The sequence below is a fragment of the Pseudobutyrivibrio sp. YE44 genome, from assembly GCF_900104335.1.
GTDB lineage: Bacteria > Bacillota > Clostridia > Lachnospirales > Lachnospiraceae > Pseudobutyrivibrio.
In genome coordinates this window covers 481,940-500,514 of the sequence record NZ_FMXT01000002.1, presented here as the reverse complement: position 1 = coordinate 500,514, position 18,575 = coordinate 481,940, and the positions used below count along the sequence as shown (strand labels likewise).

The 18,575-nt window shown below is 40.2% G+C and carries 16 protein-coding genes; 14 read left to right on the top strand and 2 right to left on the bottom strand.

What is annotated here, in order from left to right; genetic code table 11:
• Nucleotides 1–8 precede the first annotated feature (8 nt).
• Complete coding sequence (locus BLR54_RS06385) at nucleotides 9–665, top strand: alpha/beta fold hydrolase (protein WP_090418352.1); 657 nt, start codon at nucleotides 9–11, stop codon at nucleotides 663–665.
• Between the two features lie 134 nt (nucleotides 666–799).
• A complete protein-coding gene (locus BLR54_RS06380) occupies nucleotides 800–2,410 on the top strand; it encodes a sensor domain-containing diguanylate cyclase (RefSeq protein ID WP_090418350.1) in 1,611 nt (536 codons plus the stop codon).
• Between the two features lie 731 nt (nucleotides 2,411–3,141).
• Here BLR54_RS06380 and BLR54_RS06375 read toward each other — a convergent pair.
• Nucleotides 3,142–3,402, bottom strand: a complete 261-nt coding sequence (locus tag BLR54_RS06375) for a hypothetical protein (protein WP_090418347.1) — start codon at nucleotides 3,400–3,402, stop codon at nucleotides 3,142–3,144.
• A 136-nt stretch (nucleotides 3,403–3,538) separates the two neighbouring features.
• On the opposite strand from BLR54_RS06375, the gene BLR54_RS06370 reads away from it, so the two are divergent.
• From BLR54_RS06370 to BLR54_RS06335, 8 genes are all read left to right on the top strand, one after another.
• Nucleotides 3,539–4,552, top strand: coding sequence for a phosphatidylinositol-specific phospholipase C domain-containing protein (locus BLR54_RS06370; protein ID WP_176761871.1), 1,014 nt, complete (start codon nucleotides 3,539–3,541; stop codon nucleotides 4,550–4,552).
• A gap of 15 nt (nucleotides 4,553–4,567) precedes the next feature.
• Nucleotides 4,568–4,819: a hypothetical protein gene (locus BLR54_RS06365; protein ID WP_090418342.1), complete on the top strand. Its 252-nt coding sequence runs from the start codon at nucleotides 4,568–4,570 to the stop codon at nucleotides 4,817–4,819.
• Between the two features lie 105 nt (nucleotides 4,820–4,924).
• Entirely contained in the window at nucleotides 4,925–6,946 is a 2,022-nt protein-coding gene (locus BLR54_RS06360) for a methyl-accepting chemotaxis protein (protein WP_090418341.1), read from the top strand.
• Nucleotides 6,936–7,937 carry a substrate-binding domain-containing protein gene (locus BLR54_RS06355; RefSeq protein WP_176761870.1) on the top strand — a complete coding sequence of 334 codons (1,002 nt, stop codon included), beginning with the start codon at nucleotides 6,936–6,938 and terminating at the stop codon, nucleotides 7,935–7,937. Before BLR54_RS06360 ends, BLR54_RS06355 begins: the two co-directional genes overlap by 11 nt.
• Before the next feature lie 140 nt (nucleotides 7,938–8,077).
• On the top strand, nucleotides 8,078–8,986 hold the full coding sequence (locus tag BLR54_RS06350) for a DUF5067 domain-containing protein (RefSeq protein WP_090418336.1): 909 nt from the start codon (nucleotides 8,078–8,080) through the stop codon (nucleotides 8,984–8,986).
• 19 nt (nucleotides 8,987–9,005) lie between these two features.
• On the top strand, nucleotides 9,006–9,680 hold the full coding sequence (locus BLR54_RS06345) for a DUF5067 domain-containing protein (protein WP_090418333.1): 675 nt from the start codon (nucleotides 9,006–9,008) through the stop codon (nucleotides 9,678–9,680).
• Between the two features lie 868 nt (nucleotides 9,681–10,548).
• The gene (locus tag BLR54_RS06340; RefSeq protein WP_090418330.1) at nucleotides 10,549–11,451 is read left to right on the top strand and encodes a nucleoside/nucleotide kinase family protein; all 903 of its coding nucleotides are present in this window, start codon (nucleotides 10,549–10,551) and stop codon (nucleotides 11,449–11,451) included.
• Between the two features lie 185 nt (nucleotides 11,452–11,636).
• Nucleotides 11,637–13,283 carry an alpha-amylase family protein gene (locus BLR54_RS06335; RefSeq protein WP_090418327.1) on the top strand — a complete coding sequence of 549 codons (1,647 nt, stop codon included), beginning with the start codon at nucleotides 11,637–11,639 and terminating at the stop codon, nucleotides 13,281–13,283.
• Nucleotides 13,284–13,953: 670 nt separating this feature from the next.
• On the opposite strand, the gene BLR54_RS06330 is transcribed toward BLR54_RS06335, so the two are convergent.
• On the bottom strand, nucleotides 13,954–14,391 hold the full coding sequence (locus tag BLR54_RS06330) for a CYTH domain-containing protein (protein WP_090418325.1): 438 nt from the start codon (nucleotides 14,389–14,391) through the stop codon (nucleotides 13,954–13,956).
• 162 nt (nucleotides 14,392–14,553) lie between these two features.
• Here BLR54_RS06330 and efp point away from each other — a divergent pair, with 162 nt between their 5' ends.
• From efp to BLR54_RS06310, 4 genes are all read left to right on the top strand, one after another.
• Entirely contained in the window at nucleotides 14,554–15,111 is a 558-nt protein-coding gene (gene efp, locus BLR54_RS06325; protein WP_090418322.1) for an elongation factor P, read from the top strand.
• A 2-nt stretch (nucleotides 15,112–15,113) separates the two neighbouring features.
• A complete protein-coding gene (locus BLR54_RS06320) occupies nucleotides 15,114–15,314 on the top strand; it encodes a hypothetical protein (RefSeq protein ID WP_090418317.1) in 201 nt (66 codons plus the stop codon).
• Nucleotides 15,315–15,548: 234 nt separating this feature from the next.
• The gene (locus BLR54_RS06315) at nucleotides 15,549–17,552 is read left to right on the top strand and encodes a methyl-accepting chemotaxis protein (RefSeq protein WP_090418314.1); all 2,004 of its coding nucleotides are present in this window, start codon (nucleotides 15,549–15,551) and stop codon (nucleotides 17,550–17,552) included.
• A gap of 12 nt (nucleotides 17,553–17,564) precedes the next feature.
• Entirely contained in the window at nucleotides 17,565–18,554 is a 990-nt protein-coding gene (locus tag BLR54_RS06310; protein WP_090418311.1) for a substrate-binding domain-containing protein, read from the top strand.
• The last annotated feature ends 21 nt before the right edge of the window (nucleotides 18,555–18,575 follow it).

Sequence of the window (18,575 nt, the reverse complement as noted above, 5' to 3'; positions counted from 1 at the left end):
AGGTATATATGTATATTCAGCTTAATTCTCAGGTAATATGTTATGAAAAGACCGGCGAGGGATCGCCGGTTATTCTTATACATGGAAATTGTGAGGATCATCACATTTTTGATGAACTGGTGGAGGTTATGAGTGAGACTCATACTGTGTACGCTATGGACACAAGAGGCCACGGAGAAAGTGCCACACCAAAGGAATACCATTATGAGGACATGGCATCAGATGTTATTAATTTGATTAACGCTCTGGAGATAGAAAAGCCATATCTCGTAGGTTATTCAGATGGTGGAATAATTGCGCTTATGGTTGCTATGAGGGAATCTAAGCTACTTTCTGGAATAGTATGCTGCGGGGCAAACCTTTCGCCTTCAGGTTTTCATCTTAGAGCAATACATGAAATAAAAAAATCCTTCAAAAAAAATAATGATCCAAGAGTTAAGTTAATGCTATTAGAACCCGATATAAAAGAAAGAGACCTTTCTGCAATATCAGTACCTGCCCTAATAATGGCAGGGTCTAATGATTGTATTAAAGAAAGGGAAACAAAAAGGATTGTAGAGAGCATAGCGGACGCAAAATTAGAAATTGTGGCTAATGCTACACACTCTGATTATGTTGTGCACAATGCTCAGTTATATGACAGAATTAAAATGTTTATTGACTAGTTTTCGTAATAAATATTCTTGACCAAATTGTGAACAGGATGTAGAATAGTTACAAATGCGGCTTTGGATTTAAAAGCGGCAATAAAATATAACGCAACTATTAATTGTTTGGTTTCATTGGAAAAGAAAGAGCTATGAAAGCAACAAATACATTTGAAAAACTTCAAATTTGGCTAAACCGTCTAATGGTTATAGCATGCAGTCTTATATTGCTTTTGTGCTATTTCAACACCAAGGTAGATAGAAAGGATGCTTCCTATACCCAGCAGATTCAACCATACTCAACAGCTGTGTTGTCTAATGGTGTTAGGGAATATTATTTTGACCTTACAGATTTAGACTATAGATATACGGCTATAATGTTCTATACCTCCCATCAGGATGTTCAGGTATACAATTCCGGCAGATTAATTTACAGTTACGATAAGGATGGTGGTATTTGGGGTTCAACACCAGGTTCCAACATCAATATCGTGGAAGTAAACGAAAAGATGCTGAAGGTTGCTGTAAAGCTTACCCCTATTTATGACGAGGTAAAGGACCAAGAAATAAAGTTTTATGTAGGATCAGCATATCAGATGTATGATGAGGTTTTAGCTGATTCTATGCCAAGATTCATATCTAGTTTATTGATTATTATCTTTAGTGGTATCTTGTTTGTTTACTATGCAGCTATGCATAAAAAACAAGGACTAAATAAAGATTTGTTATACCTAGCGTATTTCGCATTATGTATCGGTATATGGACAGCCAGCGAGACTGACGCTGCAGTTCTTATTTTTAACAATAGAGTTTTTGATGCGGTAATACCTTATGTATGCTTAATGTTGGTGGTACCACCATTTATCCTATTCTTTGATTCTTACTTGGAAATTAACAGCAAAATACTTAAACCGATAGTTTTGTCTATTTCGATGGTTGAAACTATAGGTTGCTGTGTTCTTCATCTTGCAAAAATAGCAGAGTTCAGACAGACCTTACCTTGTATACAGCTTATGCTATTAGTGGCAGCCTTTTATATGGTAGGTGGCGTATTCCTTCTTGTCTTTAGGAGACGTTTCTCCAGAAGGCTTAGAATATGTGGAATAGGACTTTTACTTTTTATGATTTCAATTATTGGAGATATCTTCAATTATTATAAAGGGGTTGGAGATTCCGATAGATTGGGTCGCTATCTGTTCCTTGTATTCATTATCATGCTGGCCTCAGATTTGATTAAGAGTGCTTACGAAATGATTGAGAAGGGCAGACGTGCTAAGCAGCTTGAGATATTTGCCCTCACCGATACCATGACTGGCTTATTCAACAGAAATGCTTTTGAAAGCCAGGCCCAGGCTGAAAAGAGTCTCGAGGGTGTAACAGTTGTTGTGGCTGATGCCAACGGGCTAAAGGCTTGCAACGACACCTACGGTCACGAAGCAGGTGATGAATATATCACTATCGTAGCTGACACCTTCGGCAAGGTATTTGGAAAATATGGCAACTGCTATCGTACAGGTGGAGACGAGTTCTGCTGTATTATTCCACCATCACACCATGCTGATATGGAAAGACTTAAAAAGATTTTCCTCACAAAAATTTACACAGCAAATCTTGAGGGTAATCACAAATACGATATCGGAGTAGCAATCGGATACGCAGTTTATGATGCCACCCTCGACGAGGACTTCCGTGCAATCGTTAAGCGTGCCGACGCTAGCATGTACGAAAATAAAAAAAAAAAGCAAGAAACTCGGATGACCTAAAAGAGTAAACACAACCCACAAAGGAGCCATGGCCCAGCGCCAGGCTCCTTTTTTTACTGTATATCCCAAACTGCCCCCCTCTCACCTGCTCCGCCAGCTACCCGCCCGCCACGGCCGCCCGCTGGGGGTTTTGGTATGATTGACTATGAATTTTGCATTTTCTTAATGCTACAAACGAGCTTTTAGTACGTGTCTTTTAATTGGTGTTGCACTTTTGAAGCTACTGTATGTATAGCACAGACACTTGTAGCTTAAAACAATGCTCCCCACCAGGAGGTATAACTATCAGCTGCTTCCATACTCCATTTGCTAAGTAGAATTAAAAAAGCAGGTTTTGAATGTATAGTCACCGTGGCACATTCAACATCGTGTTTCAAGTGACCACTGCAGCCGCCATCCTAGCGGCTGCTGCCTATACATACAAAACCTGCTTTTTATTCTACTAAGCGCATTACAAATTCCAGCAACTGATAGTTATACCTCCTGATGGGGAGCATTACATAAAATAGTGTGTGTCTGTGCTATACATACTGTAGCGATAAAAGTGCAATGAATTTAAAAGACACGTACAATAAAAAAAGCGCAGTGTAGCATTTAGAAAATACAAATTCTTAGGCTGTACCAAGAACCCCCAGTGGGCGGCCGTGGCGGAGCAGGTGAGAGGGGGGCAGTTGGTGAAGAGGAATGAAAAAGAAGCCTGGTGCTGGGCCATGGCTCCTTTGTAGGTTGTGTTAGAAACTGAGTTGGTTCATCCAGTCGACGAGTTCGGCTAGGCCTTCTTCGGTGAATGGGGCCAGGCGTGACTGCTTTTGGTCGTCGGGAGTGTTGTCGGAACTGTAAGGGCCAGGCCAGATGGTGGCTTTGAACTGGTCTTCTTCGGAATCTTCCTCGCGAAAGCGTTCGATTTTGTAGCATTTTGGCCCGTCACTGCCTGTGAAGGAGGCAGCTTTTTTATAATAGCCGAGGGATAAAAGTCTTCCTCTGTCAATCATAGATGGTTCTCCTTTGTGTTTGAATTTATATTGGTTATTAACAACTGTGGTCTAGCAAGCCACGGCCAGTTAATATATAATATTAAATATATAGTGACCTAATCATTATACAACAAATGGGGGGAGGATGTATCATATGAACAAAGGACGACTATTCAGAATTGTATGTGGCTTCATGATGGCTTTTATAGTTGGCATTTTGGTTGTATTGTTTGTAAGCGATGATGATGCATCAGCAGAAGTTTCGGTAGATTTGGATAAGCCATATTCCGATACGGAGAATTGGATGGCTAGTATCGGCGATGATAAATATATTTCGGAGATTACTATTCCAGGCACACATAATACTTGTGCTAGAAATGTGGTGCTTGGATATTCCATGAGATGCCAGAAGACAGATGTTTATGAGCAGCTGAAGAATGGTTATCGCTATTTAGATTTTAGAATTGCTCTAAATGAAGGGGAAGATGGAGATTCCATCAAATTAGTTCACAAGTTTGCAAGCTGTCACGAGACAGGAAGTGTTTTTTCAGATTATCTATATTTTGATGATGTTATTTCTGATTTGTATACATTCTTGCAGAAACATCCACAGGAAACAATTATTCTAAATATTAAGATTGAGGATGATGATCATTCTGTAGCCGATATCCAGGAGCTTTTGCTTCAGGAGGTTAAGTCAAACAAGGACTATTGGTATACAGAAAATGAGCTACCAACCTTGGGCGAGGTTCGTGGACGAATTGTTTTGGCAACCAGATTCGAGGATGCAGCGGCCTCAGGTACTACTGGCCTCAACATGATATGGAATGAGCAGGATAACACTATTCCTGCAGATTTGCCATACGAGCTTTATGTCAGTGATGATTTCAGATTCTGGGTTCAGGATAGATATAAATATTCTGTAGAGGATAAATATCAGGCAATAGTTGATGGTCTTGAGAATTGTGAAGTGGATGAGAAAACCTTGTTCTTAAACTTTGTTAGCACTAGCGGCGATGGAAAGATTGGACATCCATATGGCTATGCTAAGACTCTTAACAATCTTTTGATGGAATACCCATTAAAGAGTGAGACTTGCTACGGCACTATAATCGTTGACTTTGGTACTGCAAATTTAGCAAGACACATTTACTATTCAAATTTTTAACGGAGGATAAGCAATATGGAAAATATTCGTGAAGAGGGAGAGATTAATCCAATTCTCCTTGAGTTTTTAGATACAGATTCTTTTGAGGATAAGTACAAGATTCTTGTGGCAACACCTATTATGGATTTTGATAATCTCTTAATTGATAATATGGCATCTTCAATCGATGTTGTCATTGAAGATGGTGATATTGAAGACCGTGTTCAGGATTTAAAAAACTGTGTAAGAACACGTTCTAAATATGAGACAATGCGGTTTAGACGATAATGTGAAAAATCTAAGGAGATTTTGCGAAACCTAACAAAATTTGTTTCAGGCATTATAAAATTGTAAGTAATTACAATGTTGGTATTTTTTATAAGGAGAAGTGCCATGTCTGGAGCAAAAACAAAGAAAACAGCAAAAATTAAAAACAAATTACTAGTTTTAATTTTACCTGTAGTTATTGTTCTGGTGCTAGCTTTGGTTGTTATTGCTGGCTGGATATCTAGGAAAAGTATGACCGAAATGGCAACAGAACAGCTCAATTCTTCTATATCCAACCAGGGGGATAATATCGAGGCTTGGTTGAATAAAAATCTTGAGAACTTCTCTTCTCTTAAAAAGGTAATAGAAAAAGGACATCCGGATGATGAAGAGCTGCAGAACATGTTAGACACCTTCTACGGCTACAATTCAAATTGTCCGAATGGAATTTATATTGCCTACGATTCCGGAAAAGTGGTTAAGGCCCATCAGTCTGATAAGGTGGTTTCAAATGCCAAGGATGAATCATGGTATCAACAGGGTCTTACAAGAATTAATATGAATTATGGAGGTGCCTATATTGATGCAGATGGCAACTCTGTAATTAGTGCGTCCGGAATTTTAAATGATGGAGAACCTGGTATTAAGATTGTTGCTGCAGACTTAACCTTGGACCAGATTGCAATCATTGTAAACTCTGGTGTAAAAATGGACCAGGCTGCTTCCTTCCTTATTGATAGCTTTGATAACAAGATTCTTGCCCATCGCGATTCCACAAGACTTAATACAACTTTGACGGATACTGATTCTAATAAGTTGATGGCTGGTATAGCAAAGAAGATGGCCGAGAAGGACTATACCACATCAGAAATCGAAGGATATCAGGTAGCCTTTAGAAATATTGCAGGTACAGAGTGGTATCTTGTTTCTTATATTAGTAATGACATAATTCTTAGCGACGCGTATAAACTGACTAATATTTTGGTATTTGTTGGTTTGACAGCAATTATCCTTATTGTACTTATCATTAATATAGTTGTAGCAAAGGTTATTGCACCTCTTGGACGTATTACCAAGAATATTACTGATATGTCTGCAGGTGACTTTACAATTAAGGTTACCCAGGAGAGCAATGATGAGATTGGTCTTATGGGAAGTAAGGTTTCCGAATTCGTTCAGTCTATGAGAAGCATGCTTTCATCAATTAATGAGGAATCCGAGAGGCTTAAGGAACAGTCTGATAATTCAGATAGAGTTTCAAAGGATATGTTTGATGCATCTCGTACTCAATCAGAAGCGATGCAAAATCTTAACACCACAGTAGACCAGCTTGCAATTGCAGTCAACGAGATTGCTGAGAATGCAACCACTCTTGCAATGGTAGTGGCTGATACACGAGAAAATTCTATTCAGGCCAATGAGAGCATGAAGGAGACTGTTGAAATCAGTAAGCGTGGTCGAGCTGATATGGAACAGCTTTCACATGCTATGGAAGGTATTAAGACAAGTAATGACCAGTTGGTAGATTCAATTAATGATGTTGGTAAGGCCTCAGAAGAAATCACAAAGATAGTAGGACTTATTGCTGAGATTGCAGATGAGACCAATCTGTTGTCACTTAATGCGTCAATTGAAGCAGCTAGAGCTGGAGAGGCAGGAAAGGGCTTCGCAGTTGTTGCAAGTGAAATTGGAAAGTTGGCACAGAACTCAGCCCAGAGTGCAGAAAACATTGCCAAGCTCATTGATGATGTTAGAAAGGCGATTGAGAGTGTTGTTTCACAGGCAGAGACAAGTGCTCAAGAGATTGAGGCCAACACAGATTTGATTCATACAGCAGTTGGAACCTTCGATCAAATCTATCAGAACATTCAGCAGTCAAATGAGTTGATTGATTTAATGATTGCAGACGTTCAAAAGGTTGATGATGTTGCTGGAAATGTAGCTGCTATTTCCGAGGAACAGGCTGCTAGTGCAGATGAAATCCTTGAAACAAGTAGAAACATGGTAGAGCAGGCAAACAACATAACTCAAAGCAGTCAGGATGTTGCAGACAATTCTCATGAACTGGCTAACACTTCCCAAAAGCTAACCGGTTATGTTCAGCAGTTTAAGATTGATGGAGAGGAGGTAGATGATTATGAAAAATAATCGTGGTATTAGAACGTTATCAGTACTCCTTCTATCTATTATCCTTGTTGTGGGGGTTATGCTTACAGGTTGTGGCTCATCCTCTGGAGGTTCATCTGGTGGAGGAGGCGGCGTTAAGGTTTTTTATTCAGGCCCACCTTCAGATACCTTTAAGCAACTGTTGATGGATAATCTTCAAGCAGCTGCCGGTACAGAGGGTATCACTCTTGATATGGGAGATCCTTGCGAGAGTGTAAATGCTCAGGTTGAACAGATTACAAATGCTGCGTCTGCTGGCTATGATGCTATTATCTGCCTGCCAGTAGATAGATCTACAGCTTTACAGCTGGAGGTATGTGCAGGAGATTTACCTATAGTATATGTAAATGCGTGTCCTGATGAGCAGTTTTTAAAAGAGAATCAGTATGTTGCAGTAAGTAGTTACGAAATGAATGCAGGTGAATATCAGGCTGAGTATGTATGGAATAAGCTTGGCAAACCAAGCAGTATGAATATAGTCATCCTTCGTGGAGAGCTTACCCATAATGCAGCAGTGGCTCGATCCGTTTCTGTAAAGAATTGGCTGAGAGAAAATGGTGTTACTGTAAATGTTGTATTTGATGATACTGCAAACTGGTCCGTGGATGAGGCGGTTGAAGTAATCGATATTTTCAGAAAGACTAATCAGTCATTTGATGCAGTTTTCTGCAACAACGATGATATGGCTATAGGCGCATGTAAGGCTTTAAAGGCTGCAGGTTATGATCTTACCAAGGTTCCTGTTGTGGGCGTAGATGCTACTGCAGCAGGTTTACAGTCAATCCTTGATGGCGATATGCAGTTTACTGTATATCAGTCAGCAAAGGGACAGGGCGAAAAGGCGGTACAAGTTGCAAAGGCGTTGGTAACAAAAGGTTCCACAGAAGGAATAGAAGGTCTCTCTGAAGATGGCCTATATGTATGGGTACCATTTGAAAAAGTTGATGCCAGCAACGCTAAACAATATCAATAAAAAATATACGCATATTCAGGCTGTTTGGGGCCTAAGCCACTGACAGCCTGAAATTTTTGTGCCAATTGGTTGAAAATTCTTGAAAAATGTATTATTATCACTATCGTTGGTTTTATTATGTGTGTTATTAGGAGGAAAATATGAAAAGGATAACACTTTTAGCTGCTGTTGTAGTAATGGCAGGATCACTTTTTACAGCATGTGGGGGTAGCAAGGGTAAGCAGCCACAGTACACTGCAGAGCTTAACGAAGTATTTACTTGTGGTGCATACAAAGGAGATATCCTTGTTTTAAATCTTGATGCTACTAACAATTCAGAGGATTACCTTGATGACTACTCAGTTTCTTACAATGTAGTAGCTACAATCGATGGTAAGGCTCTTAGCACATCTTATGTATCTGATGAGAATCCATTTGCAATTGCATCTGGTACAAAGATCGCTCCAGATGAGACAAAGACTGTACAGTCTGCTTTCGAGCTTGAGGGTGTTGATTATACAGATGATTCTGAGCTTAAGATTGTTGTTACTTCACATACAATCAAGGATTACAAGCAGGTTTCTGTATTAGAAGAGACAAAGAAGATGGGCGAAATCGAGCGTAAGACTTCTGAGTCAGAGTTCGATGTTACAGTTGACAACGTAACAGTTACAGATGACGGCGAGGGCAAGAACCTTGTAGTTATCGATTACACATTCACAAACAACTCATCAGAGGCTACAAGCTTTAGCTGGGCAGTTGATGAGAAGCTTTATCAGGATAACGTAGAGCTTAAGAGCACAAGCCTTCCATGGAGACATCCAATGCACGATGAGATTGATTCATCAAATGATTACACAGATGTTAAGGCTGGTGCTAGCATCCAGGTTCGTCAGGTTTATGAGCTTACAAGCGCATCAAACGTTGAAATCGTACTTATTGACAACCAGAGCTTTGATAAGGCAGAAATCCTTAACACAGAGATTAAGGTTGATATCCCTGCAGCTTCTAGCTCAGACGAGGAGTCATCAGACATCAGCGAAGATGATTCAGAGTCAGATGATCTTTAATTAAGGGGGCGCTACTATTATGAAGAAAAAGATATTAGCAACTCTTTTATTAGTGGCTCTTTCAGCTTCAACATTAGTTGGATGCGGTCTTGGTGATATTGAAGAAGCTAAGGAACTCGTATCTGCAGTTAAGGACGAGGCTGAAAAGAAGAATGCAGAATCTGAGGACGAGAACAAGGACTCAGAGAAGGAAGATAAGAAGGACGACAAGAAGGATGACGATAACTCAGGAGTTATTGTTGCAAAGTCTGTTGATACTTCAAGTAAGTTCGCTTACAACGTAACAAACGCTGTTATCGGTACAGATCCATATGATGACAGCACATTCATCGTATATGTTATCGGTACATTCGAGAACAACTCAGATGAAGCTATGGATTTCTCAAGCATCGTAGACCTCACTGTAAAGCAGGGTGCTTTCGATCTTGACAGATCTTACACTCGTTCATTAAGCAAGCTTAACTATGCTGAGATTCAGCCAGGTGAGTCTATTCCTATCATCATGGGCTACAAGCTCCTTAGTGGTAAGGAAAACGTTGACATCCAGGCTGTCGATAGCAGACACTATGCTAAGCAGGTTCTTTTTGAACACTCATACACAATCGAAGAGCTCGTTAACAACACTAACGAAGTAATTGACGAATACGACGATTACATCAGTGATGACAACAACGACGAAATCGGTTCACTTTAATCTTAAACATTTGCGCTATGTTCCGGCATAGCGCTTTTTTTATCGCACAAATCTCCTATCCCTGCCGCCCCTTCTCAGCCTGGTCCCTCCCCGTACACATAATATAATGTGCCCCAGCCCTGCCCCGGAGGCTCTCCATATCTTAAGCTATAATTGCATAAGAATTTTGCATTTTCTTAATGCTACAAACGAGCTTTTAGTAGGTGTCTTTCCACTGGTGTTGCACTTTGAAGCTACTGTATGTATAGCTCAGACACTTGTAGGCTCAACTAATACTCCTCATCAGGGGATATAACTATCAGTTGCTTCCATACTCCGTTTGCTAAGTAAAATTTAACAAGCAGGTTTTGTATGTATAGTCACCGTGGCACATTCAACATCGTGTCTCAAGTGACCACTGCAGCCGCCTTCCTAGCGGCTGCTGCCTATACATGCAAAAACTGCTTGTTATTTTACTAAGCGCACTTCAAACTACAGCAACTGATAGTTATATCCCCTGATGAGGAGTATTACATAAAATAGTGTGTGTCTGAGCAATACATACTGTAGCGATAAAAGTGCAACGAATTGGAAAGACACCTACAATAACAAAAGCGCAGTGTAGCATTTAGAAAATACAAATTCTTAGGCTTTAGATTAAGATATGGAGAGCCGCCGGGGCAGGGCTGGGGCGCATTCTTTGGTTACTGAGGGGAGGGACCAGGCTGAGGCGGGGCGGCAGGAATAGGAGGGATAGAGGCTTTGTGCATATAGACAGTTTTTTCGTTAAAATAGATAAACTTAATGAAAACAGGTTTTCGGAAGACGAAAATTTTTGTATACTATTTGCGTGTTGTTTATATCTTAGTTTAATAGGAGGATTATTATTATGGCTATTGATCTTAAACAATACAAAGATATTCCACATGGCGATATGCCAGGTGACAAGGTAGAAATTGGCGAGGAGCACGTTAAGAAGGCTGAGCTTATCATGACAGAGCTTAAGGGCATGCTTGATGAGGTTATCGCTAAGGATGGTAGAGCAGTTATCACTGTTTGTGGTGGCTCAGGAGTTGGCAAATCAGAGACCGCATCTCTTTTAAGCTACTTCCTTAATGAGCAGGGCATTGGCGCTTACACAATGTCTGGCGACAACTATCCAAGACGTATTCCAATGTACAATGACGCAGAGCGTCTTCGCATCTTCCGCACCGCAGGCGTTAGAGGCTTAGTAAAAGCTGGCGAAGGCACTATGGAAAACTTCGATATTTTAAGAAAATGGCAGCAGGAAGAGACTGATGCAGACCGCAGTCACGTATCAGAATTCCCATGGGCAGCTTCTTATATCGATGCAGGTCGCGCAGGCCTTGAGGGTTACCTTGGAACCACAAATGAAATCGATTTTGATGAAGTATCTAGTATTGTAAAGGCATTCAAGTCTGGCCAGAATAAGATCTACCTTAAGAGAATGGGTAGAACCGATTCTGAACTTTGGTATGAAGAGGTTGATTTCTCAACCGTTAAAGTTCTAGTTATTGAATGGACACATGGCAACAGTGACCACTATGAAGGCGTGGATATTCCAATCCTTCTCAACAGCACTCCAGAAGAGACACTTGCTCACCGCAGAGCTCGTAATCGTGATGGAAAGACTGATAGTGCGTTCACAATGTTAGTTCTCGAACTCGAGCAGAACCTTTTAGCGTCTCAGGCTCGTAAAGCGAAAATTATTCTTTCGAAATCAGGTGAGCTTTTATCTTACGACGATTATAAAAAGCTCATGAACATGTAGTTTTTATTTGTTGATTATTAAGTGAGTCAGTAGGTAACAAGCTAAAATTCACTGGTAAGTAACAAGCTCATAGATGTCTCAAGCGAAGCTTTCTATAGCTGAGCGGCAGATATCTATGGCTTGTGACTGTAACCAGTGGATGAGGGCTTGTTACCGTAACTGACGGAGTGAATTGGAGGAATAAAATGAGCAACGGACCTATGCTGAATGCTTACCCAGATTCTATGGGTGGCACTTTAGATGACATCGTAAAGGTTTTAAAGAAGGATGAACTCAAAGACACTTTTGAGAGTTTTTACATCCTTCCAAGTATTTTCAACACAGACTTAGACAGAGGCTTCTCTGTTATCGATTATGGAATCAATGAAGAGCTTGGTAGCCGTCAGGCTATCGAAGATATTAAGGGCATGGATATTGACCTTAAGCTTGATTTCATTTTGAATCACGCATCTGTGTTATCAAAAGAGTTTCAGGATATTATCAAAAATGGCGAAAAGTCCAAGTATAAAGATTTCTTTATTGACTGGAACAAATTTTGGGAAGGCTGTGGTCAGATGACCGAGGCTGGTTACATCCAGCCAGATGAGAAATATATCAAGGATATGTTTTTCAGAAAGCCAGGCTTACCAATTCTTATGGTAAGATTTCCAGATGGACGTAATGTACCATATTGGAACACCTTCTACCAGGAGGTTCGCTACAAGTCTTTAGAGGCTGAGGACCTTATGGAGGTTATGGATATCCAGTATGTGGCAGCACAGAGATTAGCAGAGTGTGTTAATGCTCAGATTTCTGAGGGATGCACTGTTGCAGATTTAAAACTTGGCAAATATGACAAGTACCGCTCACAGGTGGTAGAGCTTCTTGAAAGCAGTCGCAGATATTTAGGTCAGATGGACTTAAACATTAAGTCACCATTAGTATGGGAATTCTATGAGAACACTCTCAAGACATTATCATCTTATGGTGCAAAGATTGTTCGTCTTGATGCGTTTGCTTATGCTCCAAAGGAGCCAGGCGAGAAGAACTTCCTTAACGACCCAGGAACATGGGACCTTCTTCAGAAGGTTAAGGATTTAGCTGACAAGAATCAGCTTTCACTTCTTCCTGAGATTCATGCAAGCTACGGAGAGAAGATATACGAACTTGTAGCAAGCAAAGGCTACATGACATACGACTTCTTCCTTCCAGGACTTCTTATCTACGCTATTGAAAAGAAGAACCCAGACAAACTTATCCAGTGGGCAAAGGAATTAGTTGACAACGATATCCGCGTGGTAAACATGCTTGGATGTCACGACGGTATTCCACTTCTTGACCTTAAGGGACTTCTCCCAGAGGAAGAGATTCAGAGCTTGATTGATACAATCGTTGGACGTGGTGGATTCGTTAAGGATCTTCACGGTGCAAAGAACATGTACTATCAAGTAAATGCCACATATTACAGCGCACTTGGTGAGGACGACAAGAAGATGCTTTTCGCAAGAGCAATTCAGATGTTCATGCCAGGTAAGCCACAGGTATGGTACCTTGACCTGTTCGCAGGCAAGAATGACCACGAAGCAGTAGCAAGAGCTGGTGCAGGCGGTCACAAAGAAATCAATAGAACAAACCTTTCATTGGAGCAGATTGAATCTGATCTTCAAAGAGAGGTAGTTAAAAAGCAAATTGAGCTTTTACAGCTTCGCAAATCACATCCAGCATTTGGATTCGACAGCGAGCTTACAATTGATACTGAAGGTTCAGTTGTTTCCTTTACATGGAGTAAGGGGGCTGATACCATCACTCTTAAGGCTGATTTTAGCACTTACGAGTACCAGATTATCAAATAATGAATTTCCCGGCGAGGACTATTCTCGCCGGGATTTTTTTATCACTATTCACAGTGCGTACTCCTCTGATTCTAGGGACACCTTATACTATGGACGTATAGGTTCAATCGCAAAATAATGATTCTCTAAATGCTACATGTAGCTTTTCTTATTGTGGATGTTCTTTCAATTCTTTGCACTTTGTGCACTACAGTATGTATTGCTCAGACACACTCTATTTTTAGTAATGCTCCCCCTCAGGGTACATAACTATCAGTTGCTGGAATTTGAAATGCGCTTAGTAAAATAAAAAGCAGGTTTTGTATATATAGGCAGCAGCCGCTAGGATGGCGGCTGCAGTGGTCACTTGAGACACGATGTTGAATGTGCCACGGTGACTATATATTCAAAACCTGCTTTTTTAATTTTACTTAGCAAATGGAGTATGGAAGCAACTGATAGTTATATACCCTGAGGGGGAGCATTGTTATAACTTACAAGTGTCTGAGCTATACATACAGTAGCTACAAAGTGCAAAACCAATGAAAGGACATCCACTGAAAGCTACATTTGCAGCATTAAGAGAATCTATTATTCTGCTCAAATTCACCTATACCTCCATAGTATAAGGTGCCCCTAGAAATCAAATAACTGAAGTCTGTGAATAGTGACAAAAAAAGGGGATGAATAGTCATCCCCAGATCATGTTGCTGTTGTGGTAGCTACGGTCTTCGGTGACGTCGTCGCCGAACCAGTCGGGAGCTACGAAGGCGTTGGCTTCCTCAAGGGATGGGAACTCGACTTCCGCCATAATGAGACCTTTTTTGTGTCCTTCGAAGACGTCTAGTTCGATGGTGTATGGTTCGAAGGGAATGAGATAGCGACGCTTTGTGATGGCGTGGCCATCTATCTTTTCTAATAGGTGTTGGTAGGCTTCCTTGGTGAGGCTAGCTTCGATTTCCTCTCGGGCCATAAGGCCACTTCCTTTGTAAGTTAGAATGTATTTGTCGTTCTTTTTTCGGATACGAACCACAGGGTTAGTGGATAGGTAGCCCTGTTCAATATCTACGTATTCATATTTAGATAAATCGGGTAATTCTTTAATTAAAAATTTTCTTTCTATTTCCATGGGTTTTCTCCTCTTTTTTACCATGTTAGCATAATCTGTCTGATTAGAAATGTCTTGAAAAACTTGCAATTCTGAGGTAAAATACTGTATACGAGTGTGGCTTAGGCCAATGAATTAGTTTGAAAGGCACGAAAGAAGTGCCATATTAAGGAGGATTTTATAATGATTACAGCCGGTGATTTCAGAAACGGTATGACAATCGAGATGGACAATCAGGTTTATCAGGTTATCGAGTTCCAGCACGTAAAGCCAGGTAAGGGCGCAGCTTTCGTTCGTACAAAGCTTAAGAACATCAAGAACGGTGGTGTTACAGAAACATCTTTCCGTCCTACAGAGAAGTTCCCAGCAGCACGTATCGATCGTAAGGATATGCAGTACCTTTACAACGATGGCGAGCTTTTCAACTTCATGGATGTTGAGACATACGATCAGGTTGCTCTTACAGCAGATCAGATTGGTGATGCTCTCAAGTTTGTTAAGGAAAATGAAATCGTAAAGATGCTTTCACATAATGGTTCTATCTTCTCAGTTGAGCCACCTATGTTCGTAGAGCTTCAGATTACAGATACAGAGCCAGGTTTCAAGGGCGATACAGCTACAGGTGCTACAAAGCCTGCTACTGTTGAGACTGGCGCAGTTGTTTACGTTCCTCTTTTCGTTGAGAACGGTGAAACAATCAAGATTGACACAAGAACAGGAGAGTACCTCTCAAGAGTTTAATTATGGATTATAGAGAATACCCGCTTTCGCAGCTTTTACAAAATAGAAAAATATTTGCTGTTTTCGATGAGGAGTTTCAGAAAGACACTTGGCTTGACGTGACTGCTCTTCTTGGAAGCGAAAGTACAATTAATCAGCTTTATAGGGACAGTATAGTTCCTAGCGAGACCCTTGATAGAATTGTAACTAGACTCTCAAAATAATATTTGTTGCTAGTTATGAGCCTTGGCAGATGCCAAGGCTCTTTTCTATTGCAAAAAATAATATCAAAATAATTCGAGGCTAATAATGACAGTGAGGAAAATACTCTAATACTCACCCAGTGTGAAATTAGGTAAAAATAATGAATTAAGAATGAAATAAAAGTGAAAAACAACAATCAGATTATCTAGGGGTATAGAATATAGATTGACAATGTATTGGTAGGAGGTAGGTGCATGGCAAAAGAATCTAACTCTAAAAACAGAAAACAGCGAAAGATTAAAACTAAGCTGTTATTCATTATTGTACCAGCAGTAACTCTTACAGTTATTGCACTGGTAGCTTTTTCGAGTCAGCTGGCAAGAACAGCCCTTATTGATATGGCTACGGCACAGCTTGATTCGTCAATTGCAAATCAGGGAGATAATATTGAGGCATGGCTAAATCAAAATTTAGCCACCTTTTCTGCTGTAAAAAATGATATTGAAAAAACCAAGCCTGATGATGAACAATTACAGGCTATTATGGATGCTAACTATGGTGTAAATAAATACTGTAAAAATGGACCATATATTGCATCTGTAAATGGTCGTACCTTTAAGGCTGAAGAATCCTCAAAGCAGTTTGGCACTATAAAGGATGAGCCTTGGTTTAAGGAAGGTATTACCAGAGTAAATCTTGCTTATGGTTCTTCCTACACAGATGAGGATGGAAAAAATGTACTAAGTGCGGCAGGTCTTATTGATGATGGTAATTCTGAAGTAAGAGTTTTTGCTGCAGACTTAACCTTGGACCAGATTAGTATAATCGTTAACTCAGGTGTAAAGATGGATTCAGCAGAGTCCTTCTTAGTTGACCTTGCAGATACAAATACTATTCTTGCCCATAGAGATGATAGTAGAGTTTCTACGCAGCTTCTAGATTCAGATAGTGACCCAACTATGAAGGGGATTGCTGTAAAGCTCTTTACTAGAGACTTTAGTACAACAACTATTGGAGACTATGAGGTTGCTTTTAGACAAATTGAAGGTACTGATTGGGTATTAGTATCATACGTACCACATTCTGTATTCATGAAGACAGTGCTTAGACTTACAAACGTAATGGTTGCTATAGGTTTAGTTGCTTTAGTTTTCATTATTGTTTTAATCAACATTACAATCGCAAGAGTAATTGCACCTCTTGGTACTATTACCAAACATATTACTGACATGTCTGAAGGTGATTTCACAATAGATATTGTTCAGGAAAGCAACGATGAAATCGGCATAATGGGTGGAAAGGTTTCAGAATTCGTTAAATCCATGAGAGGCATGTTGACCTCTATTAATAACGAATCTGAAAAGCTAAAAGAACAGTCTGAGAATTCTGATCGAGTTTCAAAGGATATGTATGATGCTTCAAGATCTCAGGCAGAAGCAATGCAGAATTTGAATACTACTGTAGATCAGCTTGCAGTTGCAGTTAATGAAATTGCAGAGAATGCCACAACTCTTGCTATGGTAGTTGCTGATACAAGAGAAAATTCTAATCAGGCTAATGCCAGCATGAAGGAGACTGTTGAAATCAGTAAGAAGGGCCGTTCGGATATGGAACATCTTTCAAAGGCTATGGATGGCATCAAGGCTAGCAATAATGAGCTGGTAGAGTCTATCGATAAGGTAGGCAAGGCTTCCGATGAGATTACAAAGATTGTAAGCTTGATTGCCGAGATTGCAGACGAAACAAATCTGTTATCGCTTAATGCATCAATTGAGGCAGCCCGTGCAGGTGAAGCTGGAAAGGGCTTCGCAGTTGTTGCTGATGAGATTGGAAAGTTGGCACAGAATTCCGCACAGAGTGCTGATAATATTTCTAATCTGATTAATGACGTTAGACGTTTGATTGAGGATGTTGTTAGTCAGGCCGAGGCAAGTGCTAGGGATATTGAAGAAAACAGCGAGTTGATTCATACAGCCGTTGGAACCTTCGATCAGATTTACCAGAACATTGAGAAGTCTAATGAGCTGATTGATCTTATGATTCAGGATGTTCAAAAGGTAGATGATGTAGCAGGAAATGTAGCTGCTATTTCTGAGGAGCAGGCCGCTAGTGCCGATGAAATTCTTGAGACCAGTCATCATATGGTTGAGCAGGCAAACAGCATTACTCAAAGCAGTCAGGATGTAGCTGATAATTCTCATGAGCTTGCTAATACATCAGATACGCTTACATCTTATGTACAGCAGTTTAAGATTTAGGGAGGTGTCAGCATGAAAAAGATTTTTAAGAAAATTTCCATAGTGCTATTTGCATTAACCCTTATAATGTCATCTTTGGTAGGATGTGGAAGCTCATCTAGTGGAGGTTCAGGTTCTAGTAGCAAAAAAATCCTCTTTGCTTTCCATGATGAGGGATCATCTTACCTTAGTAAATTCTTAGAGGTTGCTTCTGGAGAGCTATCTCAGATGGGATATACTTACGATGTTGTATATTGTGAGAAAAACACAGCTAAGCAGAAGGAACAGATTGAGGCTGCTAACGGACAGTACGCTGTAATTGTTTGTAGATTGGCAGATGCCTCTACAGCTTTACAGATGGAAGCAGCTGCAAATGGAACTCCTATTGTTTTCATCAACAACAAACCAGGAGAAGACTATTTAAAGGCTAACCAATATGTTTATGTAGCTTCCTACGAGCAGGATGCTGGTACCTATCAGGCAGAGTATATCTGGAATGGACTTGGTAAACCAACCACAGTCAATGCCATTGTTTTAAAGGGCCAGAAGGGTCATTCAGCTGTTGCCCCAAGAACAGATGCTATAAAGTATTTCTTCTGGGATAATCAGGTTGAGATTAATTTGGTGTTTGCAGATTTTATGGATTGGTCAGGAGATACTGCTTATAAGAAGCTGGATGTATTTAAGAATACTAATCAGTCCTTCGATTGCATCTTCTCTAATAATGATGCTATGGCTCTCAGCGCTATTCAGTGGCTTAAGGATAATGGTTATGACACCAGCAAGATTCTTGTGGCAGGACTAGATGGTTCCTCTGATGGATGCCAGGCAATATTAGATGGTGATATGTATATGACCGTTCTCCAGGATACAGAGGCTCAGTCAAAGGCTGCTATGCAGGCAGTACAGGCTCTTGCAAAGGGTAAGGATATTACCGATATTGAAGGGGCTACCGAGGATGGTAAATTCATATGGGTACCTTTCGTAGCCATCGACAAAAATAACGCTAAATCATATTTGTAAGTTTGTAGAATAATACGAGCC